The sequence below is a fragment of the Collinsella sp. HCP28S3_G2 genome (genome assembly GCF_052065125.1).
In the GTDB taxonomy this organism is placed as follows: domain Bacteria; phylum Actinomycetota; class Coriobacteriia; order Coriobacteriales; family Coriobacteriaceae; genus Collinsella.
In genome coordinates, this window is record NZ_JBQHUO010000002.1 from 1 (window position 1) to 26,141 (window position 26,141).

30 protein-coding genes are annotated in these 26,141 nt (G+C 60.1%); 28 read left to right on the plus strand and 2 right to left on the minus strand.

Annotation, left to right across the window (positions count from 1 at the left end):
- Positions 1–79: 79 nt before the first annotated feature.
- On the minus strand, positions 80–817 hold the full coding sequence (yqeC, locus tag ACTNB2_RS01770) for a selenium cofactor biosynthesis protein YqeC (protein ID WP_441044618.1): 738 nt from the start codon (positions 815–817) through the stop codon (positions 80–82).
- 102 nt (positions 818–919) lie between these two features.
- Here yqeC and yqeB point away from each other — a divergent pair, with 102 nt between their 5' ends.
- The 24 genes from yqeB to ACTNB2_RS01890 all read left to right on the plus strand — a co-directional run bounded on the left by yqeB (position 920) and on the right by ACTNB2_RS01890 (position 17,237).
- Positions 920–1,714: a selenium-dependent molybdenum cofactor biosynthesis protein YqeB gene (gene yqeB, locus ACTNB2_RS01775; RefSeq protein WP_441044620.1), complete on the plus strand. Its 795-nt coding sequence runs from the start codon at positions 920–922 to the stop codon at positions 1,712–1,714.
- A 9-nt stretch (positions 1,715–1,723) separates the two neighbouring features.
- Positions 1,724–2,767 (plus strand): XdhC family protein, encoded by a 1,044-nt coding sequence (locus ACTNB2_RS01780; RefSeq protein WP_441044622.1) that lies wholly within the window; start codon positions 1,724–1,726, stop codon positions 2,765–2,767.
- A gap of 298 nt (positions 2,768–3,065) precedes the next feature.
- Positions 3,066–4,379 (plus strand): uracil-xanthine permease family protein, encoded by a 1,314-nt coding sequence (locus ACTNB2_RS01785; RefSeq protein WP_441044624.1) that lies wholly within the window; start codon positions 3,066–3,068, stop codon positions 4,377–4,379.
- A 307-nt stretch (positions 4,380–4,686) separates the two neighbouring features.
- On the plus strand, positions 4,687–5,244 hold the full coding sequence (gene rplE, locus ACTNB2_RS01790) for a 50S ribosomal protein L5 (protein ID WP_154516073.1): 558 nt from the start codon (positions 4,687–4,689) through the stop codon (positions 5,242–5,244).
- 79 nt (positions 5,245–5,323) lie between these two features.
- A complete protein-coding gene (locus tag ACTNB2_RS01795; protein WP_022094280.1) occupies positions 5,324–5,509 on the plus strand; it encodes a type Z 30S ribosomal protein S14 in 186 nt (61 codons plus the stop codon).
- Positions 5,510–5,628: 119 nt separating this feature from the next.
- Complete coding sequence (gene rpsH / locus ACTNB2_RS01800; RefSeq protein ID WP_006235262.1) at positions 5,629–6,027, plus strand: 30S ribosomal protein S8; 399 nt, start codon at positions 5,629–5,631, stop codon at positions 6,025–6,027.
- A gap of 33 nt (positions 6,028–6,060) precedes the next feature.
- Positions 6,061–6,597: a 50S ribosomal protein L6 gene (gene rplF / locus ACTNB2_RS01805; protein WP_370450587.1), complete on the plus strand. Its 537-nt coding sequence runs from the start codon at positions 6,061–6,063 to the stop codon at positions 6,595–6,597.
- A gap of 75 nt (positions 6,598–6,672) precedes the next feature.
- Positions 6,673–7,041 carry a 50S ribosomal protein L18 gene (rplR, locus tag ACTNB2_RS01810; RefSeq protein WP_118270231.1) on the plus strand — a complete coding sequence of 123 codons (369 nt, stop codon included), beginning with the start codon at positions 6,673–6,675 and terminating at the stop codon, positions 7,039–7,041.
- A gap of 14 nt (positions 7,042–7,055) precedes the next feature.
- Positions 7,056–7,580, plus strand: coding sequence for a 30S ribosomal protein S5 (gene rpsE, locus ACTNB2_RS01815; RefSeq protein WP_154516070.1), 525 nt, complete (start codon positions 7,056–7,058; stop codon positions 7,578–7,580).
- Between the two features lie 2 nt (positions 7,581–7,582).
- On the plus strand, positions 7,583–7,765 hold the full coding sequence (gene rpmD, locus ACTNB2_RS01820; RefSeq protein WP_154516067.1) for a 50S ribosomal protein L30: 183 nt from the start codon (positions 7,583–7,585) through the stop codon (positions 7,763–7,765).
- 3 nt (positions 7,766–7,768) lie between these two features.
- Complete coding sequence (gene rplO / locus ACTNB2_RS01825) at positions 7,769–8,218, plus strand: 50S ribosomal protein L15 (RefSeq protein WP_006235267.1); 450 nt, start codon at positions 7,769–7,771, stop codon at positions 8,216–8,218.
- Positions 8,212–9,498 carry a preprotein translocase subunit SecY gene (gene secY / locus ACTNB2_RS01830; RefSeq protein ID WP_441044626.1) on the plus strand — a complete coding sequence of 429 codons (1,287 nt, stop codon included), beginning with the start codon at positions 8,212–8,214 and terminating at the stop codon, positions 9,496–9,498. Before rplO ends, secY begins: the two co-directional genes overlap by 7 nt.
- A gap of 18 nt (positions 9,499–9,516) precedes the next feature.
- Positions 9,517–10,143, plus strand: a complete 627-nt coding sequence (locus ACTNB2_RS01835; RefSeq protein ID WP_441044628.1) for an adenylate kinase — start codon at positions 9,517–9,519, stop codon at positions 10,141–10,143.
- Entirely contained in the window at positions 10,140–10,928 is a 789-nt protein-coding gene (gene map / locus ACTNB2_RS01840) for a type I methionyl aminopeptidase (protein WP_329738298.1), read from the plus strand. The genes ACTNB2_RS01835 and map overlap by 4 nt, the downstream gene beginning before the upstream one ends.
- Before the next feature lie 232 nt (positions 10,929–11,160).
- A complete protein-coding gene (gene infA / locus ACTNB2_RS01845; RefSeq protein WP_035137443.1) occupies positions 11,161–11,379 on the plus strand; it encodes a translation initiation factor IF-1 in 219 nt (72 codons plus the stop codon).
- Between the two features lie 150 nt (positions 11,380–11,529).
- Positions 11,530–11,643 carry a 50S ribosomal protein L36 gene (rpmJ, locus tag ACTNB2_RS01850; protein WP_006363204.1) on the plus strand — a complete coding sequence of 38 codons (114 nt, stop codon included), beginning with the start codon at positions 11,530–11,532 and terminating at the stop codon, positions 11,641–11,643.
- Positions 11,644–11,657: 14 nt separating this feature from the next.
- Entirely contained in the window at positions 11,658–12,032 is a 375-nt protein-coding gene (gene rpsM, locus ACTNB2_RS01855) for a 30S ribosomal protein S13 (RefSeq protein WP_154516058.1), read from the plus strand.
- 14 nt (positions 12,033–12,046) lie between these two features.
- Positions 12,047–12,451 carry a 30S ribosomal protein S11 gene (rpsK, locus tag ACTNB2_RS01860; RefSeq protein WP_006235274.1) on the plus strand — a complete coding sequence of 135 codons (405 nt, stop codon included), beginning with the start codon at positions 12,047–12,049 and terminating at the stop codon, positions 12,449–12,451.
- Positions 12,452–12,470: 19 nt separating this feature from the next.
- Positions 12,471–13,067 (plus strand): 30S ribosomal protein S4, encoded by a 597-nt coding sequence (gene rpsD, locus ACTNB2_RS01865; protein WP_006235275.1) that lies wholly within the window; start codon positions 12,471–12,473, stop codon positions 13,065–13,067.
- A gap of 32 nt (positions 13,068–13,099) precedes the next feature.
- Positions 13,100–14,041: a DNA-directed RNA polymerase subunit alpha gene (locus ACTNB2_RS01870; RefSeq protein WP_154516055.1), complete on the plus strand. Its 942-nt coding sequence runs from the start codon at positions 13,100–13,102 to the stop codon at positions 14,039–14,041.
- Positions 14,042–14,071: 30 nt separating this feature from the next.
- Positions 14,072–14,554 (plus strand): 50S ribosomal protein L17, encoded by a 483-nt coding sequence (gene rplQ, locus ACTNB2_RS01875; protein WP_271742473.1) that lies wholly within the window; start codon positions 14,072–14,074, stop codon positions 14,552–14,554.
- A gap of 92 nt (positions 14,555–14,646) precedes the next feature.
- Positions 14,647–15,471 carry a tRNA pseudouridine(38-40) synthase TruA gene (gene truA / locus ACTNB2_RS01880; protein WP_427717709.1) on the plus strand — a complete coding sequence of 275 codons (825 nt, stop codon included), beginning with the start codon at positions 14,647–14,649 and terminating at the stop codon, positions 15,469–15,471.
- Between the two features lie 146 nt (positions 15,472–15,617).
- Positions 15,618–16,667, plus strand: a complete 1,050-nt coding sequence (locus ACTNB2_RS01885) for a glycosyltransferase (RefSeq protein WP_441044630.1) — start codon at positions 15,618–15,620, stop codon at positions 16,665–16,667.
- A 132-nt stretch (positions 16,668–16,799) separates the two neighbouring features.
- On the plus strand, positions 16,800–17,237 hold the full coding sequence (locus tag ACTNB2_RS01890; protein ID WP_154516043.1) for an arginine repressor: 438 nt from the start codon (positions 16,800–16,802) through the stop codon (positions 17,235–17,237).
- Positions 17,238–17,409: 172 nt separating this feature from the next.
- Here the strand turns inward: ACTNB2_RS01890 and ACTNB2_RS01895 are convergent, their stop codons facing one another.
- Positions 17,410–19,602: a transglycosylase domain-containing protein gene (locus ACTNB2_RS01895; protein WP_427727173.1), complete on the minus strand. Its 2,193-nt coding sequence runs from the start codon at positions 19,600–19,602 to the stop codon at positions 17,410–17,412.
- 160 nt (positions 19,603–19,762) lie between these two features.
- Between ACTNB2_RS01895 and ACTNB2_RS01900 the strand changes: the two genes are divergently transcribed.
- The 4 genes from ACTNB2_RS01900 to ACTNB2_RS01915 all read left to right on the plus strand — a co-directional run bounded on the left by ACTNB2_RS01900 (position 19,763) and on the right by ACTNB2_RS01915 (position 26,125).
- Entirely contained in the window at positions 19,763–21,721 is a 1,959-nt protein-coding gene (locus ACTNB2_RS01900; protein WP_441044632.1) for a U32 family peptidase, read from the plus strand.
- 96 nt (positions 21,722–21,817) lie between these two features.
- Entirely contained in the window at positions 21,818–23,029 is a 1,212-nt protein-coding gene (gene tyrS / locus ACTNB2_RS01905; RefSeq protein ID WP_117848934.1) for a tyrosine--tRNA ligase, read from the plus strand.
- 274 nt (positions 23,030–23,303) lie between these two features.
- The gene (locus ACTNB2_RS01910) at positions 23,304–25,124 is read left to right on the plus strand and encodes an adenine deaminase (RefSeq protein ID WP_441044634.1); all 1,821 of its coding nucleotides are present in this window, start codon (positions 23,304–23,306) and stop codon (positions 25,122–25,124) included.
- Positions 25,125–25,330: 206 nt separating this feature from the next.
- Positions 25,331–26,125, plus strand: a complete 795-nt coding sequence (locus ACTNB2_RS01915; protein ID WP_118098921.1) for a Cof-type HAD-IIB family hydrolase — start codon at positions 25,331–25,333, stop codon at positions 26,123–26,125.
- Positions 26,126–26,141 lie beyond the last annotated feature (16 nt).

A 26,141-nucleotide genomic window follows, 5' to 3' on the forward strand; every position in this document is an offset into this window, starting at 1 on the left:
GGGCTCTTTTAGCTACCCTGCCTACCTGATGATTTTTCTCTCAACATGGGGTAGCTAAAAGAGCCCCGTCCCAAATTAGCTACCCCTGGAGGCTGGTGGCGACGACGGGGCGGCCGAGGGCAGCCTCAAAGCGGTCGGCCATCGTGGGGTCGCTGAGCGCGTCGACTTGGTTGAGTATGACGTGCGCGGCGTCGAGCCTCAGCGCCTGCATCTCGGCATTGAGCACCTGGGCGACGCGCTCGGGCGTGGCGATGTCGGTGGGCTCGCAGCCGCAACGCTCGCAAAAGAGCTCGGGGCGGTGGACGGCTTCGTTGATGGGCTTGCCGAGCCCCGAGGCGCCGACGATCCAGACGATGTTGGCCGTGCCAGAGGGAATCACCGGCTCCCAGGCGGCGTGGGCCTTGAGCGGGAGCCGCTTGCTGCCGTCCGCCTCGGCCAAGACGTAGTTAAAGCGCTGTGCTAGCTCGCCGAGCGGCTCAGCGGGGGCAGAGAGCTTGCCCGTCTCGGGGTCCAAGACACCTGCTTGGCAGATGCTTCCCCGCGCAAGGCCCGCGCAGGCCTCGCAGGTGCAACCGGGGACATGTGCGGCGCCCGGCTTCCAAGGTGCGGCGTCCAGGCGACGACTCGACCCGTTCCATGGCACGCCGGCGACGGGAAACATATGCGTGGTGGTGCAGAGGAGCACGCGGCCGCCCGCGCGCATAAGCTCAAGGCCGAGCGTCTTTAGCAAGGTCGACTTGCCGCCGCTGCCGATAATCGCGGTAATGCCCGGCTCGAGCTTGAGCGCGGAGGCAAGGTTTCCGCTCGTCGTTTCCATCTGTTCACCGCCGTATAATACTGTGATAATAAATAATCATCAGAGTAGCGGTCGAACCGCTTTTGCTCTGCTCAAACCGTAGCACAGGGAGGTGCCCCGGAAATGCTCGTTTATGTTCGCGGCGCCGGCGATATCGCCACGGGCGTCGCCGCCCGTTTGGTGCGCGCCGGCGTGTCGGTTGTCATGGCCGATATCGCGGTTCCCACGTGTATCCGTCGCACGATCAGTTTTTGCGAGGCCATTCGCCTGGGCGAGGTTCAGGTCGAGGGCATTCGTGCCCGCTTGGCGCAGGCGCCGGCAGAGGCGCTTGCCATTACCCAGGCCGGAGATGTCGCCGTCGTGGTGGATCCCCAGGCCAAGATGCTCGACGAACTTAAGCCCGCTGCCGTGGTCGACGCGATCCTGGCCAAGCGCAATTTGGGTACCACGCGCGATATGGCGCCTGTCGTCATCGCCGTAGGACCGGGCTTTACCGCGCCGGTCGATTGCGATGCTGTGGTCGAGACCATGCGTGGGCATTTCCTCGGCCGCGTCATCACCCAAGGCTCGCCCCAGCCCAATACGGGCGTGCCGGGTGTCATCGCCGGCTATGGCAAGGAGCGCGTTATCCACAGCCCCGCCGCCGGTGTGTTTAGGTCCGACCGCGCGATCGGCGACATCGTGAGTGCCGGCGATGTGATCGGGTATGCGGGCGACACTCCCATGGTCACGCAGATTGACGGCTGCTTGCGCGGGCTTTTGGCCGACGGCGTTCTGGTGACCGAGGGCTTTAAATGTGCCGATGTCGATCCACGCGGCGATGCCAGCTATATCAACTATATTTCGGACAAGGCGACGTCGGTCGGCGGCGGCGTGCTCGAGGCGCTCGCCATGCTTGCCGACGTTTTTAGGGAATAGGAAGCGACGATGGAAAAGCTCGATGTGGTGAATGCTGCGCTTGGCGCTCTGAAGGCTGGTAGGACGTGCGAGCTGGTGGTAGTTGCCGGCACGGCAGGGTCATCGCCGCGCGGCGTGGGCGCCTGGATGGCCGTCTTTGCCGATGGCAGCCAAGCGGGCACCATCGGTGGCGGTAAGATTGAGCTCCTTGCGCTGGACGAGGCGCGCGAGCTGTTGGCCGCAGGGCAGTCGCGCCTGGTCCGCTACACCATGGGCGGCGAGAACTCCGATACCGGCATGATCTGCGGCGGAGCCATCTGCCTGTGCTATCTGCACCTGGATGCATCGCAGGCGCCGTTGTTCCAGTCGGTTGCCGACGTCTTGGCGTATCGACGCATCGGCGACTTCGTCATCGACTTTGAACCGTTTATCGCAAGCGCGCTCGAAAGCGACGCTGCCGAATACCATGGCGAGGAGTCGCGCCGCACCATTGTGGGTTGCCCCGGGCTTTCGCTGACGGAAGAGGGGAGTAAGGTCACCTACACCAACGCCGCCTCCGAGATTCCCCCGGCGCACATCGAGACGCTTTGCCCCGAGGGCCTGACCTACATCTTTGGCTGCGGTCACGTGGGCGCCGCGACGGCGCGCGTGCTCACGGCGGCGGGCTTTGCCGTCGTGGCGTGCGATGACCGCCCCGGCACGTTTACGCCCGAATGGGTACCCGGCGTCTACGACCGTCGTCTGGTCGACTACAAGAACCTGGACGAGCAATGCCCCATCGGTCCGCGCGATCTGGTAGTCGTCGCCACGGCGGGCCACAAGTCCGATATCGATGTGGTGATTCAGGCCTTGCGCGCCAAGCCCGCCTATTTGGGTTGCCTGGGTTCGCGCCGCAAGACGGCCTTTGTGCGGGCTCGCTTGGAGCAGGAGGGCTTTACGCAGGACCAGATCGACGAGCTGCACCTGCCGATCGGCGTTGCCATTCAGGCCGAGGACCCCGAAGAGATCGCCATCTCCATCGCCGCCGAGATGATCCATCTGCGTCGCACCAAGCTCGTCCCCCGCAAGCGCTAGTCGCATCCCAGGGGTAGCTAATTTGGGACGGGGCTCTTTTAGCTACCCTGCCTGCTCGATGATTTTTCTGGGACGGGGATTAAAAAATCATTAGGTACACAATGATTTTTAAATCCCCGTCCCAGAAAAATCATCTCGAGGCGTTCGCTCACTGTTGGGTAGCTAAAAGAGCCCCGTCCCAAATTAGCTACCCCAGCCCTCTGCCGCATGCGGGTCAAAATGCTACCTGTGCCATATGCCCTATAATGTCCGCCCGTTGGGCGGCATAGGGCCGCTGCCTAGGGTATGGGAGGCGCAAATGGCAGAGTCGGTGGCAGGGGACGCCCTGTTCGAGCGTACGGGAAAAGTTTCGTTTGTGCAGGTATTGCCCCATGCACTGCAGCATGTGCTGGCGGCATTCGCGGGTATCGTTACGCCCGCTATCATCATCGCGTCGGTCTGCGGCTTCACGCCTCAAGAGGAAGCCGCCGTCATTCAGGCGTCTCTGGTCCTCTCGGCGCTTGACATTTTCCTTCAACAGTTCCCCATAAAAGGCATCGTCGGCTCGGGCTTGCCCATTGTGATGGGTGCGAGCTTTACCTTCGTGCCGGCACTTAAAGCGGTCGGTCTTGAGCTTGGTTTCGAGGCCGTGCTGGGCGCTCAAGTTATCGGCGGCGCGCTCGTCGTGCTCTTTGGTCTTTTGTTTAAGCGCGTGAGCTTTCTGTTCCCAGCTCCGGTGCTCGGTACCGTCATCTTTGTCATTGGCCTGTCGCTGTGCCCGGTTGCCGTGGCGTCCATGGCAGGCGGGGAGGGCGCGGCCGATTTTGGCAGCGTCACCAACTGGACCGTCGCGCTCGTGACGTTTGTCGTCACCTTTATGGCCGGCAACTATGGCAAGGGTGCGCTCAAGCTGGGCAGCATCCTGGCCGGCATCTGCGCAGGTTTTGTCGTTGCGGCGGTGTTGGGCATGGTCGACTTCTCGGCTGTCGCGACTGCAAGTTGGTTTGCCCCACCGGCGTTTGGTGCCCATCGTCTGGTGTTCGATCCAGCGGCGTGCGCCGTGGTGGGCGTTGTGGCCATCGTGAACGCCGTGCAGGTTATGGGAGAGTTTGCCGCCGTGTCCTCTGCTGCGCTCGATACCCCCGCGACCGATAGTCAGATCTCGGGCGGATTGATCGCCAATGGTCTCGTCGGTATGCTCTCGGGCTTTTTGGGCGGCGTCCCCACGGCAACCTTTGGCCAGAATGTGGGCATCATTGCCGAGAACAAGGTCGTCAACCGTATGGTCTTTACGCTCGCAGCCGCCATTCTGCTCGTCGCGGGCCTGCTGCCCAAGTGCGCGGCAGTGCTCACGTCCATTCCGCAGCCGGTGATCGGCGGCGCCACAATCGGCGTGTTCGCAACCATCGGCATGAACGGTGTGGTCATGTTTTCCCGCCACGGCCTGTCTCAGCGCGATACCACGCTCATGGGTCTCTCTATCGCCTTTGGCACGGGCATTGAGCGCACGGCCGGCGCGCTTGCCGGCGCTGGATTCCCCGCATGGGTCGACACCGTCTTTGGCGGATCCTCCATTGCCGTCGCCGCACTTGTCGCCGTCGTCCTCAACCTGGTCCTGCCTCGCCAAAAATAACGCCCCATATATGAGTTGCGGTGAAATACGGATTGTTTAAGCCGGTTAAGCTGTCAAACAGTCCCTATTTCACCGCAACTGCTTTTTGGGACCCATTTGTGCGGGGGAGTTGTGGAGTTGTGCAGGCAGACGATGTTTTTCTGGAAATACGTACCCAATGCGCGTATAGTACCGATTGTTTTGTCGGCTCCTGCTGCGTCGAGTCCAAACCGCGAAATGCCATGAGCGGCGCGGATGCAGTCAGGAGGCACGAGGACAACCCACCGTGGCCACGCCCCGTGCTTAAAACCCCAAGAAGGAGTGAACAATGGCAGAAGAGAAGTATGTGCCGCGTCTGAAGGCCAAGTACAACAACGAGGTCAAGCAGCAGCTTCAGGATAAGTTCCAGTACGAGAACGTCATGATGATCCCCAAGTTTGAGAAGATCGTCGTGAACATGGGTGTCGGCGAGGCCGCTACCGATTCCAAGGCCATCGACGGTGCCGTGCGCGATCTGCGCGCCATCACCGGCCAGCAGCCGATGATCACCCGTGCCCGCAAGTCCATCGCTACTTTCCGCCTGCGCGCTGGTATGCCGATCGGCTGCAAGGTTACCCTGCGTGGCGACCGTATGTGGGAGTTCTTCGATCGTCTGACCTCCGTCGCTATCCCCCGTATCCGCGACTTCCGCGGCATCTCCGCCAAGAGCTTCGACGGCCGTGGTAACTTCTCCATGGGCGTCACCGAGCAGCTCATCTTCCCCGAGATCGACTTTGACTCCGTCGATCACCAGCGTGGTATGGACATCACTTTCGTGACCACCGCCAACACCGATGAGGAGGCCAAGGCCCTTCTGGACGCCTTTGGTTTCCCGTTCAAGAAATAGGTTCACCTGCCCTATAAGCGCCGTTCCCACAAGGGGGCGGCGCTTGGGGCGAACAATACTCTATGTGAGGAGGATATAAGTGGCTAAGACATCGATGATCGTCAAGTGCAATCGCAAGCAGAAGTTCTCTACTCGTGAGTACACGCGCTGCCAGCGCTGCGGCCGTCCGCACTCTGTGTACCGCAAGTTTGGCCTGTGCCGTGTCTGCTTCCGCGAGCTTGCACTCAAGGGCGAGCTTCCCGGCGTTAAGAAGGCCAGCTGGTAAGTCACTACCAGCGTTTCAAGCATCCGTTTGGAACAGGGAAAACGTGCTAGTTAGGCTTTGCCGTTAAGGGCGGCGAAGAACCAAGAGCACGTGTTCATCAAGAACGAAGGAGAATCTGTATGAACCTTACAGACCCGATCGCAGATATGCTTACGCGCATTCGTAACGCTAACTCTGTGAACAAGGCCACGGTCTCCATGCCGAGCAGCAAGAAGCTCGTCGAGATCGCTCGTGTTCTGCACGAGGAGGGCTACATCGAGGGCTACGATGTCGAGGACACCGTTCCCCAGAAGACTCTGCACATCACGCTTAAGTATGGTCCCAAGAAGGCTAAGGTCATCAACGGCATCCGCCGCATTTCCAAGCCGGGCCTGCGTAAGTACACCGGCGTTGCCGACATGCCCCGCGTCCGCGGTGGCCTTGGTACCGCCATTATTTCCACCAGCCATGGCGTCATGACCGACCGCGATGCTCGCAAGCACAACGTCGGCGGCGAGATCATCGCTTACGTCTGGTAATTCGCTCGGTAGGTAGAAGGAAAGGAGATCACCGTGTCTCGTATCGGTAATAAGCCTGTCCAGATTCCCGCCGGAGTCGAAGTGGCAGTCAACGGCAACAACGTTGTCGTCAAGGGCCCCAAGGGCCAGCTCGAGCTCGATGTCTATGAGAAGCTCGCTATCAACATCGAGGACAACGTCCTCACCGTTTCCCGTCCCGACGACGAGCGTGAGACCCGTGCCCGCCACGGCCTCACCCGCGCCCTCATCCACAACATGGTTGTTGGCGTTTCCGAGGGCTTCGAGAAGAAGCTCGAGCTCGCCGGCGTCGGTTACCGCGTGCAGCAGAAGGGCAAGAACCTCGAGTTCTCCCTGGGCTTCTCGCATCCCGTGATCGTCGAGGCTCCCGAGGGTATCACCTTCGAGGTTCCCGACAACACCCACGTGAACGTCAAGGGTATCAACAAGCAGCAGGTCGGTCAGATCGCCGCTGAGATCCGCGGCCATCGTCCTCCCGAGCCTTACAAGGGCAAGGGTATCCACTACGTTGGCGAGCACATCCGCCGCAAGCTGGGTAAGGCCGCCAAGTAGTCGTAACCGACTCACTCGCATAAGACCAGCACCCCGTTAGGTGCTGGCAAGATCAACCTTTTTAGGAGTTTACGTATGAACAAGCATAAGGCGAAGCTGGAAGGCCTCAAGCGTCGTCAGCGTCGTGTTCGCGGCAAGATCTCGGGTACCGCCGAGCGTCCGCGTCTTCGCGTGACCCGTACTAACGCCAACATCTATGCCCAGATCATCGACGACAGCAAGGGCTCCAGCCTGACGCTCGTCTCTGCCTCGACCCTCGAGGCCGAGTTCAAGGGCACCCACACCTCGAACAAGGAGGCTGCGGAGAAGGTCGGTCAGCTCGTTGGCAAGCGTGCCATCGAGGCCGGCATCACCAAGGTCGCCTTCGATCGCGGTGGCCGTATCTACCATGGCCGCGTCAAGGCCCTCGCCGACGGTGCTCGTGCCGCCGGTCTCGAGTTCTAGGAGGTATGTAGCACATGGCTCGTAATCAGAAGCAGCAGCGCGAGGCCTCCGAGTTCGAGGAGCGCGTCGTTTACATCAACCGCGTGTCGAAGACCGTCAAGGGCGGTCGTCGCATGAGCCTCGTCGCTCTCGTCGTCGTTGGCGATGGCAAGGGCAACGTCGGTGTTGGCATGGGCAAGTCCGCTGAGGTGCCCATGGCCATCTCCAAGGCGTCTCTCGATGCCAAGAAGAACATGTTCCACGTGCCGGTGACCGAAGAGGGCACCATTCCGCACGAGGTTATCGGCCACTTTGGTGCCGGCCGCATCATCATCAAGCCCGCTGTCGAGGGTACCGGCGTTATCGCCGGCGGCGCTGTGCGTCCCCTCTTTGAGCTTGCTGGCATCAAGAACGTCCTGTCCAAGTCCCTCGGTACCGACAACGGCCTCAACATCATCAAGGCTGCCGTCGAGGGCCTCAAGGAGCTCTCCAGCCCTGAGGACGTCGCGGCTCGCCGTGGCCTGACGGTCTCCGAGATGTTCGTCGGTAAGGAGAACTAAGCATGGCTGACACCATCAAGATCAAGCAGGTCCGCAGCACCAACGGTTGCAAGCAGGACCAGGTCCGTACTGTCCGTGCCCTCGGTCTCCACAGGATCCGCGAGGTTCGCGAGATTACTGACAACGAGTCCGTCCGCGGCATGATCTTCAAGGTCAAGCACCTTGTCGAGATTGTAGAGGAGTAGCAAATGCAGCTTCACGATCTTACTCCCGCGCCCGGTTCCACCAAGAACCGCAAGCGCGTTGGCCGTGGCAATTCTTCGGGTCACGGCACCACTTCTGGCCGCGGCCAGAAGGGCCAGGGCTCTCGCTCTGGCGGCACCAAGGGTGCCGGCTTCGAGGGTGGCCAGACTCCGCTGGCTATGCGCCTGCCCAAGCTTCCGGGCTTCCGCAACCCCCGTCGTATCGAGTACACCGCTGTTAACGTTGAGCGTCTCGAGCGTAAGTTCGAGGATGGTGCTGTGATCGACGGTGCCGCTCTTAAGGCCGCTCGCATCACCAAGAGCGAGTTCGAGCCCGTCAAGGTGCTCGGCAATGGTGAGCTTACCAAGAAGTTCACGGTCAAGGTCGACAAGGTCAGCGCTTCTGCGCAGGCCAAGATCGAGGCCGCCGGCGGAAAGGTCGAGCTGCCGTGCTAAATGGTCTTAAGAATGCTTTCCGCATCAAAGAGCTGCGCGAAAAGATTCTTTTTACCATAGCTATGCTCGTCGTGTACCGCATTGGTGCGCACGTTCCTGTGCCCGGCATTCCCTTCCAGGGGATGCTGGGCCTTTTCTCGACCGATAACAATTCGGTCGCCGCAGGTGCTATGGCCCTCCTGAATCTTTTCTCTGGCGGCGCGTTGAGCTATGTGTCGGTGTTTTCGCTGGGCATCATGCCTTACATCACCAGCTCGATCATCCTCCAGATGCTCCAGGCCGTTGTGCCTTCCCTGCATGAGCTTGCCCGCGAGGGCGAGGTCGGTCAGACCAAGATTACGCAGTATTCGCGTTACCTCACCCTGGCTCTGGCAATCCTCAACTCCGTGGGTTACCTCTTCCTCTTTAAGAGCTTCGGCATCAGCTTTAATGGCGCCGACGCTCCCGAGATCATCTTCGACCTCATGATCGTCGGCACGCTCACCGCGGGCGCCATGCTGATCATGTGGATTGGTGAGCTCATTACCCAGCGTGGTATCGGCAATGGCATGTCGCTGATCATCTTTGCGAACATCATGGCCGGTCTGCCGCAGGCGATCTTCTCCAGCACCGAGGGCAATGGCGGTGGCATCATCACTATGGTGATCATCTGCGCCATCATCCTGCTGGTTATCCCGCTGATCGTTTTCCTTGAGCGCGGCCAGCGCCGCATTCCGGTCTCCTACGCTAAGCGCGTCGTGGGCCGTCGCATGATGGGAGGCCAGACCACCTACCTGCCCATCAAGGTCAACACCGCGGGTGTCGTGCCGATCATCTTCGCTTCGGCGCTGCTGTACTTCCCGGCTCAGGTTGCCGTGTTCTTCCCCGGCATCGGCTGGATTCAGGCAGTTGCCTCTGCGCTTTCGACCGGTTGGCTCAACTGGGTGCTTAACGTTGTCCTCATCGTGTTCTTCGCGTACTTCTACACCTCCATGGTGTTCAATCCCGATGACACGGCCGACAACCTTAAGAAGCAAGGCGGCTTTATTCCGGGCGTTCGTCCGGGTAGGGCTACCGCGGCCTACATCAAGAACGCGCTCAACAAGATTACGCTTCCCAGCGCTGTCTTTTTGGCGCTCATCGCCATCGTGCCTTCGATCATCTTCTCCTTCACGGGCAATCAGCTGATCCAGGCATTTGGCGGCACGTCCATCCTCATCATGGTCGGCGTCGTGCTCGACACGGTCGACAAGCTCGAAGGCCAGATCAAGATGTATGATTACGATGGATTCTTTAAATAGGCTAGAGGAGGATTGCTCATGAACCTCGTATTGCTCGGAGCTCCGGGTGCCGGTAAGGGCACCGTTGCACAGGAGCTCGTCGCCGAGTTTGGCGTCGCCCACATCTCCACGGGCGACCTGCTGCGTGCTGCCGTCAAGGGTGGCACCGAGCTTGGTATTCAGGCTAAGAAGTACATGGACGCTGGCGAGCTCGTTCCCGACCAGCTCGTGATCGACCTTGTCAAGGAGCGCCTTGCCGCTGATGACGCCCAGCAGGGCTTCATCCTCGACGGCTTCCCGCGCAACACCGCCCAGGCTGTGACGCTCGATTCCGAGCTCTCCGGCATGGGTCGCGAGATCGACTGCGCCCTTCTGGTCGACGTGGCCCCCGAGGTCATCATCGATCGTCTGTCCTCGCGTCGCACCTGCCGCGCCTGCGGTTACACCGGCACTGCTGCCGATGTTACCTGCCCCAAATGCGGCGGCGAGATGTATCAGCGCGACGACGATAAGCCCGAGACCATCAAGAACCGTCTCGACGTCTACGAGAAGTCCACGAGCCCGCTTGTCGATTACTATCGTGGCCAGGGTCTGCTCAAGTCGGTCAACGGTGACCAGGCTCGCGAGACCGTATACGGGGATGTCAAAGAGGCCCTCGGTCTATGATTAAGATTAAGTCTGCAACGCAAATCGAGCAGATGAAGAAGGCAGGAGCGCTATCTAAGATGGCGCTCCGCCACGTTGGAGCCATGGTGCGCCCCGGCGTTTCGACTTTTGAGCTCGATCAGCTCGCGGAGCAGATTATCCGCATGCATGGCGGCACCCCGGCCTTTAAGGGTTACGGCGGGTTCCCGGGGACCATTTGCGCATCGATCAACGATGCCGTGGTCCACGGTATTCCCAACCCCGATATGATCCTGCGCGATGGCGATATTATCTCTATCGATACGGGAGCCGTTGTCGACGGTTGGGTTGGCGATAACGCATGGACGTTTTTCGTCGGCACCCCTACGCCCGAGGCCAAGGCCCTGTGCGAGGTTACGCGCGATTGCCTTAAGGCTGCCATTGAGCAGGCTGTTCCCGGTAACCATATCGGGGATGTTGGTTATGCCGTCCAGTCCCTCGCCGAGTCTCACGGTTATGGCGTGCTTCGTGACTATGTGGGCCATGGCATTGGCCGCGTGATGCACGAGGACCCCAACGTTCCTAACTATGGAAAGAAGGGGAGGGGCGTTCGCCTCCAGGCCGGCATGGTCATTGCCATCGAGCCGATGGTAACGATGGGTTCCAACCATGTGAGCACGGGCTCCGACGGTTGGATCGTCACCACCAACGACCACTTGCCCGCCGCGCACTACGAGAACACCGTCGCCATCACCAATGACGGTCCGGTGATTCTCACCACCGATGCGCAAGGATCCTGGTGTTCGCTCCAAGGTGGAGAAATGTAAAAGTCGCCGCCCCCTGATGCCCAACCTCGCCTTTCAATTTCGAAGGCATGACCCCAAGGTCTATGCCTTCTCATTTCAAGGCGATCTTGGGCATCAGGGAACGGCTTTGTTTTACATTTCAAATGTAACAAGTTCCACGTAGTTGTGGAGCCATTACGAAGTTATTACGATGCGTGTATACGTGTTGTAGAATACTCAATCGCTGTCGTTTTCTAGAGAAAGATGATTGCTTGTGAAGAAGGAAGACGCAATTGAGCTCGAGGGTACGGTAAAGGAACCGTTGCCTAATGCCATGTTTAAGGTCGAGCTCGAGAACGGTCATTCGGTTCTGTGCAACATTTCTGGCAAGATTCGAATGAATTACATCCGTATTCTCCCCGGTGACAGGGTTGTCGTGGAGCTTTCCCCGTACGACCTGACCCGCGGCCGCATCACCTATCGCTACAAATAGCGGCACGCATACACACACTCTATTTCCGACTGCAGGCTTAGCTCAACCTACGGTCGGATTGTGTGTGAAGACCAGCCATAGTTTTAAACGCCTGCGGCTGGGCGAGTAGATAGTAGGGAAGTAGTTTGAGCGCTACCGAAAGGAAGAACGATGAAGGTACGTCCTTCGGTCAAGAAGATGTGCGATAAGTGCAAAATCATTAGGCGCCATGGCAAGGTCCTCGTCATTTGCGAGAACCCCCGTCATAAGCAGCGTCAGGGTTAAGAGAGGAGACTACGTTGGCCCGTATTAATGGTGTCGACCTCCCGCGTGAGAAGCGCGTTGAGATCGGTCTGACCTACATTTACGGCATCGGCCGCACCACTGCGACGAAGATTTGCGTCGAGTGCAACGTTAACGTGGATACGCGCGTTAAGGACCTCACCGAGGATGAGGTTAACGCCATCCGCGAGTATATCGACAAGAACCAGATCATGGTTGAGGGCGACCTCCGCCGTGAGCGCAACCAGAACGTCAAGCGCCTTATGGACATCGGCTGCAACCGCGGCCTTCGTCACCGCAAGGGCCTCCCGGTCCGCGGCCAGCGCACCCACACTAACGCTCGTACCCGCAAGGGACCGAAGCGTCAGATCGGTGCTAAGAAGAAGAAATAAGGAGCGCTAGATAGATGGCTACTGCTAAGAAGAACGTTCGCGCTGCCCGTCTGAAGCGCGCGGACCGTAAGAACATTTCCGTGGGCCAGGCTCACATCCGTTCTACGTTCAATAACACGATCGTTTCGATCACCGATCCCCAGGGCAACGTCATTTCCTGGAAGTCGGCTGGCCAGGTGGGCTTCAAGGGCTCCCGTAAGTCCACGCCGTTCGCTGCCCAGATGGCTGCCGAGGCTGCTGCCAAACAGGCCATGGAGCACGGTATGAAGAAGGTTTCCGTCTTCGTCAAGGGCCCCGGCTCCGGTCGTGAGACCGCCATCCGCTCCCTCCAGGCTGCTGGCCTCGAGGTCTCGAGCATTCAGGACAAGACCCCCATCCCGCACAACGGCTGCCGCCCCAAGAAGCGTCGCCGCGTGTAACTGAAAGGATCGTATCAATATGGCAATCGACAGGACTCCTGTTCTTAAGCGCTGCCGTCAGCTCGGGATCGATCCCGCTGAGCTCGGTTACAGCAGCAAGAAGGAATCTATCCGTCAGCCCAAGCGCCGTCGCAAGGAATCTGAGTACGGCATGCAGCTGCGCGAGAAGCAGAAGGTCAAGTTCATCTATGGCGTTCTGGAGAAGCAGTTTCACGGCTACTTCAACAAGGCCCGTAAGATGAACGGCGTCACCGGTGAGAACCTCATGATCATCCTTGAGTCTCGCCTCGACAACGTTGTTTTCCGTCTTGGCTTCGCTCGCACCCGTAAAGAGGCTCGTCAGTCCGTCCGCCACGGTCACTTCACCGTGAACGGCAAGCGCGTGGACATCCCGTCCTACCGCGTCAAGGCCGGCGACGTCGTCGCTGTCGGCGAGAAGTTCCGTGACCTCCTCCCCATCAAGGAGGCTCTGATTTCCTCCGAGCGCTTTGAGGTCCCTGGCTGGCTTGAGGTCGATATCGAGAAGCTGTCTGGTAACGTGCTCGCTCTGCCGACGCGTGAGCAGATCAGCGGTGATATCAACGAGCAGCTCATCGTCGAGCTCTACTCTAAGTAGTCCATCCGGGCTGCTGAGGCTGGAGGTAATACATGTCAGAATTCATTAGGCCTCAGGTTCAGGTCGAAGAGATCAACGAGACGTCTGCTCGTGTCTCCGTCGAGCCGCTCGAGCGCGGTTACGGCGATACGCTGGGCAACTCCCTGCGTCGCGTTCTTCTGTCCTCGCTCGAGGGTGCCGCCGTCGAGGCTATTCAGATCGATGGTGCGCAGCACGAGTTCATGACCATCCCTAACATGGTCGAGGATGTCACTGACATCGTCCTGAATGTCAAGGGTCTTGTCTTCAGGGCTCTCGGCACGACCGACGAGGCGACCGCCACCATCTCGGTTGACGGCCCCTGCGAGGTCACCGGTGCGGACTTCTTTATTCCGTCCGAGTTTGAGTTGGTCAACCCCGAGCAGCACATCGCTACGCTCACCGAGGGCGGCCATCTCACCATGAGCATGCGCATCGGCTATGGCCGCGGCTATGTCTCTGGCGAGGCCAACAAGCGCGACAACGATCCCATCGGTGTGATCCACGTCGACTCGCTGTACTCGCCGGTATCCCGTTGCGCCAAGCTCGTTGAGGCTTGCCGTGTCGGTCAGCACACCGACTACGACCGCCTTGTCCTCGAGATCGAGACCAACGGCTCCATCGCCCCGCGCGACGCCGTGGTCCAGGCTGCCAATATCATCAACCAGCATATGGCTGCCTTTATGAACCTTGCCGAGACCCCCGAGGTCGAGGAGGAGGTTTCGATCTTCGCTCCCGAGGTCACCAACGACAACGCCGAGCTGGACAAGCAGATCGAGGATCTGGACCTTTCTGTCCGTTCCTACAACTGCCTTAAGCGTGCCAGCATTCACTCGGTCCGTCAGCTCGTTGAGTTCTCGGAGAACGATCTTCTGAACATCCGCAACTTCGGTGTTAAGTCGATCGAGGAAGTGAAGGACAAGCTTGAGTCCATGGGCCTGAGCCTGAAGGCTTAATGCTTCGCATATTTGAGGAGAAACTAGACCATGCGTCACAACGTTAAGAAGGGCCTGAAGCTCGGCACCGATGCGAGCCACACCAAGGCCATGAAGAAGAGCCTGGCCAAGGCCCTCTTCGAGAACGACCGCATCAAGACCACCGAGACCCGCGCTAAGGCGCTGCGTTCGGTTGTCGAGCCGATCATCACCTGGGCCAAGAAGGGCGACCTGCACTCTCGTCGTCTGGCTATCGCCAAGCTCGGCGATAAGCAGCTCGTTGCCGAGATCTTCGACAAGGCTGCTCAGGGCATGTGGCAGGATCGCAACGGCGGTTACACCCGCATCATGAAGCTCGGTAACCGTAAGGGCGACAACGCTCCCATCGTTATCATGGAGCTCGTCACCGAGCCTTGCACGCCCAAGGCCAAGAAGGCTGCTCCGGCCCCCAAGAAGGCCGCTGCTCCCAAGAAGGTCGAGGCTGTCGAGGAGACCGCTGCCGAGGAGGCTCCTGCTGAGGAGACCGCTGAGTAGACAATTCGTCTGCATAGGCTATATTCGAGGGGTACGTTCGCGTACCCCTCTTTTTTTGTCACGATATCGTTGTTTGTTTGTTGGGAGCGCCCATGACCGCGCCGTCTGATTTCAATTTGACTCCAGAGCTCGATGCCACGTTGGTGTTTCGTGTTGCCTATGACGGCTCGTCCTATAGCGGATTTGCCGAGCAGCCGGGGCAGACGACGGTTGCCGGAGAGCTGCGTCTTGCCATAGAGACGCTCTTGCGCCGCTCAGTCGATTTGACGTGTGCCGGGCGCACCGATGCAGGGGTGCATGCGGTGGCCCAATACATCAGCGTGCCCGTTACGGACGCTGAGCTCGCTTTAACGCGCCGCAGGTGGCTGCGAGCTATGGATGCGCTGCTGCCCAAAGATATCGCCGTTAATGAGGTCTACAAGGCCCGTAAGGGCTTTTCTGCGCGTTTTGACGCACGTTCTCGGACCTATACCTACCGCATTGCCGATCGCGATGCGCGTCCGGTGCTATCGCGTGGTGCGGTATGGTGGCATCGTTATCCTTTGGACGTGGATGCGATGGCAGCCGCCTGCCCAGCGCTTTTGGGCGAACAGGACTTTAAGAGCTTTTGTAAGGTCGCTTCTGCCGTGGGCAAGCCAACGCATCGTTGCGTGATGCGTGCCGAGTTTGGCCACGAGGTCGCCTTTGGCGAGGATATCCTCACGTTTACCATCGAGGGCAATGCGTTTTTGCATTCGATGGTGCGCACCATCGTGGGAACGCTCGTCGAGATCGGCATGCATCGCCGCGATCCCGAGTGGATGCGCGAGGTGATTGACGCTTGCGATCGTACTGCTGCGGGTCCCACGGCGCCGGCGTGCGGCCTTACCTTTATGGGCGTAGATTATGACCCCACCGAGCTCGTCGCGCTCGAATAGGGGAGAAACGAGAGCCATCTAAGTATGCTGCTCGTGTGGGCGAGCCGTGTGCAACATCTGTTCTTGGCGTGCAGCGCATCAGGCGACTCATTGCGTTTATTGCCGGGGTGTACCATGAACGGCAGTTGATTATTGCTGTCGAGAGGATGGATAACTTGCTTCGACGTGGCTCGCTTCCGCGACTTTCGGTGATCCTTGTTGTGGAGGGTTCGCCCAGCTACGCGATGCGTGCACTCGAAAGCGTCCAAAACCAAGACCTCTACGATATGCAGATTGTCGTTGCATGTCGCAACGCTGCGCCGGGCGTTCGTCATTCGCTCGATGTTGCCGCGGGCAGAGATATTCACATCGATCTGATAGACGTTGACGATCCGTCGAGCGGAGCTTGCCTTCGCGAGGGTTTTGCCGCTTCGCGCGGGGCCCACATTATCGCTATGAGCGCCGATGAGTGGTTTGCGCCGCACGCGTTTTTGGCAATGCTCGATGTCGCTTGTGAGACCTCGGCAGATATCGTATTTCCCTCGGTGTCGCTCGATCGCTACGATACGCATCGGGAACGCCATTCTCGTATGTTGGATGCGCAATCCATTGCCCTTGCCGACGATGGAGACCGGGCTTCAGGCCTGGCCAAGCTGGTCGAGAGCGGTCTGGTTTGTCAACATTCCGGCGTGATGTATGAACGCGCCCTGTTTGAGTTGTGTCTGCAGCATGCCGAGTCGTATCGTGCGATCGCCTTTTTGGCGCCTGCCCTTTCGCATGCGGCACGCGTATTTGGGTGCGCCGAAGCTTGTTTCCATACGGCCGCGCCATCGGTTGCGGATTCATTCGACCCCACCATGTTCTCGCGACTTTCCGATGACGCCAAGGCGCTTGAAGAGCTTTGCGTGCCATTTGACGCAATAGATGACGATAACCATCTAAAGCTGGCCTGCCAACGGTTTTACTATGACCGCTTGGTTGCTTGTATCGAGAATTTGTGCCTGAGCCCCCATGGGGTGTCTTCAATTGAGCGCACGGCACGATTGCGTGATATGCTCAACGACGTGCGGACCCGCCAGATGGCGGTGGCCCTTAAGGGAGAGCGCCGAGGCCTTGGGCTTTTGTTTGGGCCGATTGCCAACGTTAAGCCTATGCGCTGCGTTATGTATGCGCATCTGGCTGCTTTTTTGAACAGAACGGGCGCAAGGATAGCCTAGCTGTGTCATATTCGCAAATAATTTGCATAGAATTGTTTCGAAATGCGTTCTTATTCACAAATAGCCTCAAATAGCGCTAAACTATTCAATCACTGATAGATTGTCTTCGCCATCTATGGAGTGAGGTTTTATATGGCTAAAAAACGCAACGGGCGCCAGGATGCCATCAGAGATATCGTGCGCAATAAAGACGTGCGTACGCAACGCGTGTTGGTGGACGAACTCCGCGCCATGGGCTTTGATTGCACGCAGGCGACGGTTTCGCGTGACATCGCCGATATGGGGCTGCGCAAACTGCCCGAGGGCATCTATGTTCTGGCTGAGGACCTGCACCTGCAGCGCATGGTCTCCGAGCTGGTTACCGGTGTGTTGCGCACCGACAACTTGGTTATGATTAAGGCTCAGCCCGGCACCGCCTCGGGCATTGCCGCGGCTGTCGATGCGGCCGAGCTGCCCGATGTGCTCGGATCGCTTGCCGGCAATGACACGATTTTGGTTATCGCTCAGACTGCCGAGGATGGCGAACGCCTCGAAGCGCTGATTAACAAGCTCAGTGCCGCGCGTAAATAGCTTTACGCGCGTAAACAACGCCAGCTAAGACGGCAGAAATACAGGGGCGTCGGTTTTGAGCCGACGCCCTTTTTGTGACGGTCCTGTCTTGGCATCTCGATTGCGCGCGATATGCCATGTATGTCCCAACAAAAAGCGCCCGAGCATTTGAGCTGCTCGGGCGCTTTGCTATCTACTGACCTGTGGAAGGATCGGGGGTCGGGCTAGGGCTGGGATCGGGGGTCGGGCTAGGGCTGGGATCGGGGGTCGGGCCAGGGTCGGGGCTGGGGCTGGGGTCGGGGTTGGGAGTAGGGGTGGTACCGCCGCCATCGCCTTCGCCGCCGGTGTTACCGCCCTCGCTGCCGCTCCCGCCGGTGGTCTCCTCCTCTTCTTCCTCGTCTTCGTCCTTATCCTCGCCCTCTTCCTTCTTCTTGTTGTTTGTGCCGTAGAACTTCCAGACGTTATTGTTCTTGTACGTGGGAGCCGTTCCGGTCGGGAACTCCTCGCGCTCGGCGCCCGCAAGAACGGTGTTCATGAACTTCTTAAAGACGGGCAGGTTGGTGCTGTCGCCCAGCAGGTCCGAACCGTACTTTTGGATGGGAATCTCGCCTGCGGAATAACCGGTCCACAGGGCGCATGCCAGTTGCGGCGTGTAGCCGCAGAACCACAGGTTGGTGGTGTTGTCAGTGGTGCCCGTTTTGCCGGCATAGGGCTGGTTGACGCTCAGCGCGCCGGCGGCACCCGTGCCGCTGCCCTGCATGACGCCGGATAGAACGTCGGTAACCGCGGCAGCCTCGCCTTCGGTGAGCACCCGCGTGGGATTGTCGGTGTGCTGGTACAGAACCGAGCCGGTACGCGAGTCGATCTCGGTGATGGCGATCGGCTGGCGATAATAGCCGCCGTTGGCAAAAGCGGCGTAGGCCGATGCCATCTCGAGCGGTGAGATGGACCCGGTGCCGAGCGTCATGACGGGAACGTCCTCGATATTGTCCTTGGCGGGATCGATGCCGAGCTTTTTGACGAGCGACATGATCTTGTCATTGCCGATGGCTTCGGCCACCTGAATGTAGCCGGTGTTGGATGAGTATGCCGTTGCCTGCTTAAGCGTGATGTTGCCATAGCTCTGGTTGCCATAGTTTTGCACCTCGGTCGTGGTGCCCTTGGCCTTGAGTGGCGAGTTGCAGTTGAGACTGACGTTGGGGTTCATGCCGTTTTGGATGGCAGTTGCCAGCGTAAAGGCCTTAAACGTGGAGCCCACGGGACGCTTGGCCGTGGCGTGGTTCACGTGATTCTCGTCGGCGTTGTAGTCGTAGCCGCCCACCATGCACTTGATGTAGCCGGTCTTGGGGTCAACGACAACCATGCCCATGTCCAGGCCATCGAGCGAAAGCGTGTCGAGCTGTGAGCGCACAGCCTCCTCGGCTACCTGCTGCATGGTGGGGTCGATGGTGGTCTTAACAGTCAGGCCACCCTTAAAGAGCACGTCGGTGGAGAACTCCTGCTCGAGCAGCTGCTTGACATAGGAGACAAAGTAGGGCTGTGAGTATACGTCGACACCGCTGCCCGAGATCTCGGTCACGTTGAGGGTGATGGGCTCAGCCTGCGCGGCATCGTGCTCTTCCTGCGTGATGTGGCCCAGGCGCAGCATGTTGTCGAGCACCTTATTGCGGCGGGAAAGCGCCAGGTCGGGATTGACCGTGGGGTCGTACTGTGAAGGCGAGTTGGGCAGACCGATGAGCAGCGCGGCCTCGCTCAGGGTGAGGTCGGAAGCACTCTTGGAGAGGTAGGTCTCGGCGGCGGCCTCGATGCCATAGGCGCCGTGGCCATAGTAAATGGTGTTGAGGTACATCATGAGGATCTCGTCTTTGGAGTACATGTCCTCCATCTTGATGGCGATATAGGCCTCGCGCACCTTACGCTCGATGGTCGAGTCGAACTGCTCCTCCTGCAGGATGGTGTTGCGCACCAGCTGCTGGGTGATGGTCGAGGCTCCTTCGTGGCCGCCGGCAAGGGTTGCCACCGAGGCGCGCGCGATGCCCAAGAGGTCGATGCCGCCGTGCTCGTAGAAACGCTCGTCCTCGACGTCGATCGTGCCCTGCAGGACGTACGGGGAGACCTGGTCCTTGGTGATGGACTTGCGGTTTTGGGTATAGAAGCTGGCGATCTTGTTGCCGTTGCAGTCAACAATCTCGGTGGGCTCGCTGACCAGATAGGCGTTGGCGTCGGTGTAGTCGGGCAGGTCGGACAGCCAGCGGTTGACGTTGCCGATCATGCCGATGCCAAATGCTACGCCCGCGATGAGCAAAAAGCCCAAAAGCGAAAGCAGGATGACGGGCAGGACGTGCGTCTTAGAGCGACCGTGTCCCTGTCGTTGGCGAGGACCCATATGTTGACCTCCAAGTATGTCGTGCCAGGCGGCGGGTATGCGTCGGGCAGGATGGACATAAGTTATTACACGATAAACCAATCGAGCCGCGCGAAGCCTCGTGTATGCTGGTTGACGGCAATTAACAGAGCGATTGCATACCTTGGTAAGGAGTTTGCAGATGGCGATTTGGGCGACGGAGCCTAGCAGACAATGCGGGAATGGGACGCCAACATCGGGGCTGGCACTGCCCGAGCTGTTGGCTCCTGCTGGCGGGCTCAATCAGATGCTCGCCGCGATCGCGGCAGGTGCCGATGCCATTTATGCCGGGTTGAGCGGATTTAACGCCCGCGTGAGTGCGCACGGGTTTAGTGACGACGAATTTGCGCGCGGGTGTGCCGTGGCGCACGCCCATGGTGTGCGCGTGTACGTGACGCTCAACGTATTCGTGTTCGACGACGAGCTGTCCGAAGCCGTGGCACTGGGGGCACATGCGCGTGCGCTGGGCGCCGATGCGCTGATCGTGGCAGATGCGGGCCTAGCCCGCGCGCTGCATGCGGCAATTCCGGGGGTCGAGATTCATCTGTCCACCCAAGCGGGCGTCCATAGCAAGGGCGCCGTGCGTTTGGCGGCTGACGAGCTGGGGGTCGAGCGCGTGACGACGGCGCGCGAGCTGACCGTGGCAGAGATTGCGACGCTCTGCGCTACCGGTGTGCCCATCGAGGTGTTCTGCCATGGCGCCATATGCATTGGCTATTCGGGCGCGTGCGAGTTTTCGGCCCTGCAGCGCGGACGGTCGGCGATGCGTGGCGACTGCACGCAGCCGTGCCGCCTGGCATACGATTTGGTGGATGAGGCTGGGGAGAGCGTCGTTGCCGTCGAAGGCGATCGTCTGCTCTGCCCGCGTGACTATCTGGGCATTGCTCATTTACCCGAGCTTGTTGCTGCCGGGGTGGCGTCGCTCAAGATCGAGGGGCGTATGAAGAACCCCGACTACGTCTACAACGTGGTTCGGGCGTGGCGCCGGGCGCTCGATATGCTGCGTGATGGCGCGTGGGATCCCGATGCCGTGCAGGCGCTCGAACGTGAGCTGGGAAGGTCGTTTAACCGCGGGTTTACCGACGCGTATCTGCGAGGCCGCTCGGGCGCGGAGCTTATGAGTTTTGAACGCGCGATCAACCAGGGCGTGCGTGTGGGCCGTTTGGTTGCCGTGGGACACGAGGAAGTGACCGTCGAGCTCGATGCCGCCGTGGCGGCGGGCGATACGCTCGAGATCAGGTTTTACCCGGGCGCCGACGCTCGGCCCGATGTACCTAAACGCTGGCCGCAACTTCCCTGCCCGGTGGATGCCGAGGTGGGGGAGCGCATCGTTGTCCATTGCAAGCGCAAGGTCGACGCGGGCTGCGAAGTGTATCTGATTCGCAGCGCTGGCGTGCTTGAGCAAACGGCGGCGGCGCTGGATCGCATGCGGGCCGAGGCCGATGCGGTCGTGCTTGCGAAACGCGCTGTCGAGACGCTGCCGTTTGCGGGCGTTCTGATGGATAGCGGAACGCAGCCGGAAGAACCTGCAGAGTCTGTCGCCGCTCGCTTGGTCTTTGCCTGGCAGCTGATGGACCAGGACCCGAACGAAGAGCTCGACCTGTCCGGTGCGACTGTTGTGCTCGACGAGGTCTGCCGTGTGGGCGATATCGAGCGGACTCGGTCGCTCATGCAGCGCGCCGGCCGCATCGTCTGTCGTAATCTGGGACAAGTGGCGATAGCTCGCGAACTGCGCGTCGTCTTTGACGTGGCAGCGCCGGTGTTCTGTGCGAACCGGGCAACGCTCGCCTGGTTGCGAGGGCTTGGGGCGCAGCGCGTGTTTTTGCCTGCCGAACTTGTCGCTCACGATGCGAAACGCATTGCCGAGCTTGCCGCCTGTCCTGGCGTCCTGGGCCCCGTCGATACCGATCGTCCCGAGCTCATGGTGTGCGAGCACTGCCTGCTGACCGCCGAGGGCGTCTGTGCCACCGATGCGACGGGACAGGCCTGTTGCCGCGACTGCTTGCGTCGCCGGCAGACGCGCTATCTGGTCGATCGTGACGGTACACGTCTGCCAGTTGCCATCGACGCATGCGGCAGGACGAGGATTTTCCTGTCGTAGGTGCTGCGTCGCGTCAGTTTGTTATCATATGAGAGTTTATGGACTTCCAGCACCGCCGTTTTCGGCGAGGGTGCTATAGCAAAAGGAGAATACCCAATGCTGTCTGTTGACGAGCAAATGCGTATCATCACCTCGGGCGCCGCGAAGATCGTCCCCGAGGCCGACCTTCGTAAGAAGCTTGAGAAGGGTGAGCCCCTCAACATCAAGCTCGGCGTCGATCCCACCAGCCCCGACCTGCACCTGGGCCACGCCGTGCCCCTGCGCAAGATGCGCCAGTTCCAGGACCTGGGCCATAACGTCACCCTGATCATCGGCAACGGTACCGCGCTGATCGGCGATCCTTCGGGCAAGAACTCCACCCGCCCGCAGCTTTCTCAGGAGCAGATCGAGGCTAACGCCGAGACCTACGTGAGCCAGGCCATGAAGATCTTGGACCCCGAGAAGACCACCATCGTGCACAACGGCGACTGGATCTTGTCGATGGACCTTGCCGGTCTGCTGCAGGTGTGCTCCAAGTTCACCGTCGCCCGCATTCTTGAGCGCGATGACTTTACCAAGCGCTATCAGTCCCAGACGCCGATCGCCCTGCACGAGTTCCTGTATCCCGTGATGCAGGCATACGATTCGGTCATGATCAAGGCTGACGTGGAGATGGGCGGCACCGACCAGCTTTTCAACCTGCTCGCCGGCCGTGAGCTCATGGAGAAGATGGGCATGGAGCCGCAGATCGCGCTCACCATGCCGCTGCTCGAGGGCACCGATGGCGTCCGTAAGATGTCCAAGTCCTATGGCAACTACATCGGTCTGACCGACGCGCCCAAGGATATGTTCGGCAAGACCATGTCCATCCCCGACGAGATGATCGGCAAGTACTACCGCCTGGCGAGCTCGCTCACCCCGGCCGAGGTCGACAAGATCGACGCTGCCCTGGCCGATGGCTCTGCCGATCCCTATGAGCTCAAGCGCGCTCTGGGCCGCGACCTGTGCGACACCTACCACGGCGCCGGTGCCGGCGACGAGGCTCAGGCCGAGTTCGACCGCGTGTTCAAGGAGGGCCAGCTCGCCGACTTCCCCGAGAAGCATGTTGAGCTGACCGTAAACGACGAGGGCCAGATTTACCTTGCCGGCCTGCTCAAGGACCTGGGTCTTTCGGCCAGCGCCGGTCAGGCCCGCCGCGACATTGACGGCGGCGGTGTCAAGATCAACGGCAAGGCCGTGGCTCCCAAGAGCTACAACATCGACCCCAGTGCCCTCAAGCTGGGCGACACCCTCTCCGTGGGCAAGCGCAAGGGCTTTAAGTTGGTCTAACGAGCAAGTTGACCTCACAAGTGCAACAAGGCCGCAGCCGGGATTTCCGACTGCGGCCTTTTTGGCACTTAGGGATGATCCTTTTGTGCCGGCACTTTGGGACACTCCTTGTCAGTGGTGCAAAGCAGCCTGTCCCCATTGCGCCAAGTGGTGTGTGCCGTTAAGCAGAGGGGCGTATTGCTGGCCCATCGTTTGGGCATACAATGGCTATTGGCTTGCTGCGGTGAAGGTCTGTCCGCTCCGCAGCTTTTTTTCTACGGTTAAAGGAGTATGTATGTCCGTTGAGGTCATGAGGTCTGTGATCGATGCCGCCGAGGGCCGCGTGCCCGTCGACACGTTGTTTGCCAACGCACAGATCGTTGATGTGTACGGTCAGCGCGTGGCGCCCGGTAGCGTCGCCGTCAAGGACGGCGTGATCGTCGGTGTTCTCTACGATGGTCGAGATGACGCTGCTGGCACGTACGAGGCAGCTGAGGTTATCGACTGTCAGGGTCGCTATCTCGCACCCGGTTTTATTGACGGACACTTGCATATCGAGTCTTCGAACATCCGTCCCGCCGAGTATGCGCGCATGGCGGCGACGCGTGGCACCACCACCGCTATTGCCGACAGCCACGAGATCGCTAACGTTTCCGGCCTAGACGGCCTGCGCTTTATGATCGAGGACGGTTGTCGCGCACCCATCTCCATCAAGTACATGATGCCTTCGTGCGTGCCCGCACTGCCCGACGAGCAGGCCGGTGCCGTCATCACCGCTGCCGATATGCAGGCGTTTTTTGCCGAGCATCCGGGCGACGTCTTTGGTCTGGGCGAAATGATGAACCTGCCGGGTGTCTTTATGGCCGACCCCGAGACCTGCGCTCGCATCGATGCTGCCAACCAGACGCCGTCCAAGCAGGTCGACGGTCATGCTCCGCTTGTTGCCGGCAAGGATCTCAACGCCTATGCCGCGGCGGGTATTATCGCCGACCACGAGTCGACGATTCCCGAGGAAGCGCTCGACAAGCTATCCCGCGGCATGTATGTCATGCTGCGCGAGGGCACCTGCAGCCATGATCTTGCCAACCTGTCGCCTATGCTGCTGGAAAACCCCGCCCGTGCTCGCCGCTGCTGCTTTGCGACCGACGACCGCGCTCCCTCCGACGCGCTTTCGACCGGCATGATCGACAACGCCTGCCGCGTGGCCATCGAGGCCGGCATCGACCCGGTGGTCGCCATCTCCATGGCGTCCCTTTCCACGGCCGAGGCCTTTGGCCTGGACCACGGTTGCCGCGATCCGCATGAGCTCCGCGGCGCCATCGCTCCGGGCAAGCGTGCCGACCTGCTGGTACTCAACGATCTGACGTTTGCCACGGCGCCGCATCGCGTATATGCCGCCGGTGCTCTGGTGGCGCAGGATGGCACCTTTGTGGGCGAGATCGCACCCGAGATGGCTGAGGTTGCGGCCCTTGCCGACGAGCTGCGCGCCTCTGTTAAGCTGCCGAAGCTTTCGCTCGACGTTTTCGACTATGCCTTTAAGCCGGGCGAGGCTGTGATTGACGTGGTGCCGGGTAAGGCAATCACGGGTATGGCTCGCCCCGAGAGCGCCGAGGGCCTGCGCCGCATTATGCTGATTGAGCGCCATGGCCGCGGCGTGTCGCTGCAAGCCGAGGGCGTCGACGGCGACGGCCCCGCTGGCCTGGGCCTGGTCGGCAAGCATATCGGTCGCGGCTGGGTGCGCGGTTTCACCATCACCGGTGGTGCCATTGCCTCCACGATCGGCCACGACTCGCACAACGTGTGCGTGGTGGGCGACAACGCCGCCGATATGATGGCTGCTGTTGAGGCCGTGGGCCAGGGCGGTCACGTGCTGGTGCGCAACGGCGAGGTCGTGGCGCGCATTCCGCTGGCGCTCGGTGGCCTGATGAGCGAGGGCACGGCCGAGGATGTCGCAGCGCAGCACGACGACTTTATGGTCAAGGCGCGCGCCATGGGTATTGAGCCGCCGCTCGACCCCATCATGGGCATCATCTTCCTGCCCCTGCCGGTCATCCCGACGCTCCGCATCCGCCCCGAGGGCATGTTCGACGTCACGACCTTCACCTACGCCGACTAATCATCGGGGACGTTCTTAAACGACTAGTCGCTGGGGACACTCTTTGGCGTGTCGCCTGACGCCGCGACCGTGGGCTCTCTGGTGCGCGTGAGCTATTTGCCAGGTCTATGTAACGTTTATGACTGCGGGGTCTTATTTGAGCTCCCTTTGGGTACGTTGGAATCGGATACACGTTCGATTCCAGCAAGCCCGAAGGGAGCTTTTCTATGTTTAAGCTGATTGCATCCGATATGGACGGCACACTGCTTGACGAAAATGGCCAGGTGCCTCCCGAGACCTACGAACTGATCCTGGCACTGCGCGAGCATGGCGTGCATTTTGCCGCGTCGTCAGGCCGCCGCTACGATCGCCTGTGCGAGTTCTTTGCGCCCGTTCGCGACAAAATGGACTTTGTCGCAGCTAACGGTGCCCAGGTCTACGCCGACGGCAAAATGGTAGGCCGTGAGGTGTATTCGCACCTGGCGATTCGAAAGCTAGCCCAGGCCGTCGCGACGTTTCCCAATCTGCATCTTGCACTCTTTGACCGAACCAAGTCCTTCTTGCTCGATGACGAGAGTAAGTTCGTGCGCGAGGTGGATAAGGACCTTCCCAATGCCGAGCGCATTTGGGAGCTGCCCGATCCCAGCGTAAATATCATCAAGGCGAGTATCTTTTGCGATGATGGTGCCGTTATGGACAGCGCTTACGTACTGCAGCGCGAGCTCGGCCAGTTCTTTACCTTTGCGCCTTCGGGCAACGCGTGGATCGATGCCATGCAGCCCGGCGTGTCGAAGGCCTCTGGCATCGCGCAGCTCGCGGAGCATTACGGCATTGGGCGCGATGAGATCATGGCATTTGGCGACTCGATGAACGACTACGAGATCATTCGCTTTGTCGGCACGGGCTGCGCGATGGAAAACGCGCGCCCCGCGCTCAAGGCAGTCGCCGATCGCGTGGTGGGGTGCAACCGCGACCACGCCGTCCAGCAGGAGCTCCGTCGCGTGCTGGAGAGTCTCGCCTAATTCGGCAGATGGGGAC

Coding starts and splice junctions, on each gene's coding strand:
- yqeC (WP_441044618.1), bottom strand. CDS start 817: ATGGAAACGACGAGCGGAAACCTTGCCTCCGCGCTCAAGCTCGAGCCG.
- yqeB (WP_441044620.1), top strand. CDS start 920: ATGCTCGTTTATGTTCGCGGCGCCGGCGATATCGCCACGGGCGTCGCC.
- ACTNB2_RS01780 (WP_441044622.1), top strand. CDS start 1,724: ATGGAAAAGCTCGATGTGGTGAATGCTGCGCTTGGCGCTCTGAAGGCT.
- ACTNB2_RS01785 (WP_441044624.1), top strand. CDS start 3,066: ATGGCAGAGTCGGTGGCAGGGGACGCCCTGTTCGAGCGTACGGGAAAA.
- rplE (WP_154516073.1), top strand. CDS start 4,687: ATGGCAGAAGAGAAGTATGTGCCGCGTCTGAAGGCCAAGTACAACAAC.
- rpsH (WP_006235262.1), top strand. CDS start 5,629: ATGAACCTTACAGACCCGATCGCAGATATGCTTACGCGCATTCGTAAC.
- rplR (WP_118270231.1), top strand. CDS start 6,673: ATGAACAAGCATAAGGCGAAGCTGGAAGGCCTCAAGCGTCGTCAGCGT.
- rpsE (WP_154516070.1), top strand. CDS start 7,056: ATGGCTCGTAATCAGAAGCAGCAGCGCGAGGCCTCCGAGTTCGAGGAG.
- rpmD (WP_154516067.1), top strand. CDS start 7,583: ATGGCTGACACCATCAAGATCAAGCAGGTCCGCAGCACCAACGGTTGC.
- rplO (WP_006235267.1), top strand. CDS start 7,769: ATGCAGCTTCACGATCTTACTCCCGCGCCCGGTTCCACCAAGAACCGC.
- ACTNB2_RS01835 (WP_441044628.1), top strand. CDS start 9,517: ATGAACCTCGTATTGCTCGGAGCTCCGGGTGCCGGTAAGGGCACCGTT.
- map (WP_329738298.1), top strand. CDS start 10,140: ATGATTAAGATTAAGTCTGCAACGCAAATCGAGCAGATGAAGAAGGCA.
- rpmJ (WP_006363204.1), top strand. CDS start 11,530: ATGAAGGTACGTCCTTCGGTCAAGAAGATGTGCGATAAGTGCAAAATC.
- rpsK (WP_006235274.1), top strand. CDS start 12,047: ATGGCTACTGCTAAGAAGAACGTTCGCGCTGCCCGTCTGAAGCGCGCG.
- rpsD (WP_006235275.1), top strand. CDS start 12,471: ATGGCAATCGACAGGACTCCTGTTCTTAAGCGCTGCCGTCAGCTCGGG.
- ACTNB2_RS01870 (WP_154516055.1), top strand. CDS start 13,100: ATGTCAGAATTCATTAGGCCTCAGGTTCAGGTCGAAGAGATCAACGAG.
- rplQ (WP_271742473.1), top strand. CDS start 14,072: ATGCGTCACAACGTTAAGAAGGGCCTGAAGCTCGGCACCGATGCGAGC.
- truA (WP_427717709.1), top strand. CDS start 14,647: ATGACCGCGCCGTCTGATTTCAATTTGACTCCAGAGCTCGATGCCACG.
- ACTNB2_RS01885 (WP_441044630.1), top strand. CDS start 15,618: ATGGATAACTTGCTTCGACGTGGCTCGCTTCCGCGACTTTCGGTGATC.
- ACTNB2_RS01890 (WP_154516043.1), top strand. CDS start 16,800: ATGGCTAAAAAACGCAACGGGCGCCAGGATGCCATCAGAGATATCGTG.
- ACTNB2_RS01895 (WP_427727173.1), bottom strand. CDS start 19,602: ATGGGTCCTCGCCAACGACAGGGACACGGTCGCTCTAAGACGCACGTC.
- ACTNB2_RS01900 (WP_441044632.1), top strand. CDS start 19,763: ATGGCGATTTGGGCGACGGAGCCTAGCAGACAATGCGGGAATGGGACG.
- tyrS (WP_117848934.1), top strand. CDS start 21,818: ATGCTGTCTGTTGACGAGCAAATGCGTATCATCACCTCGGGCGCCGCG.
- ACTNB2_RS01910 (WP_441044634.1), top strand. CDS start 23,304: ATGTCCGTTGAGGTCATGAGGTCTGTGATCGATGCCGCCGAGGGCCGC.
- ACTNB2_RS01915 (WP_118098921.1), top strand. CDS start 25,331: ATGTTTAAGCTGATTGCATCCGATATGGACGGCACACTGCTTGACGAA.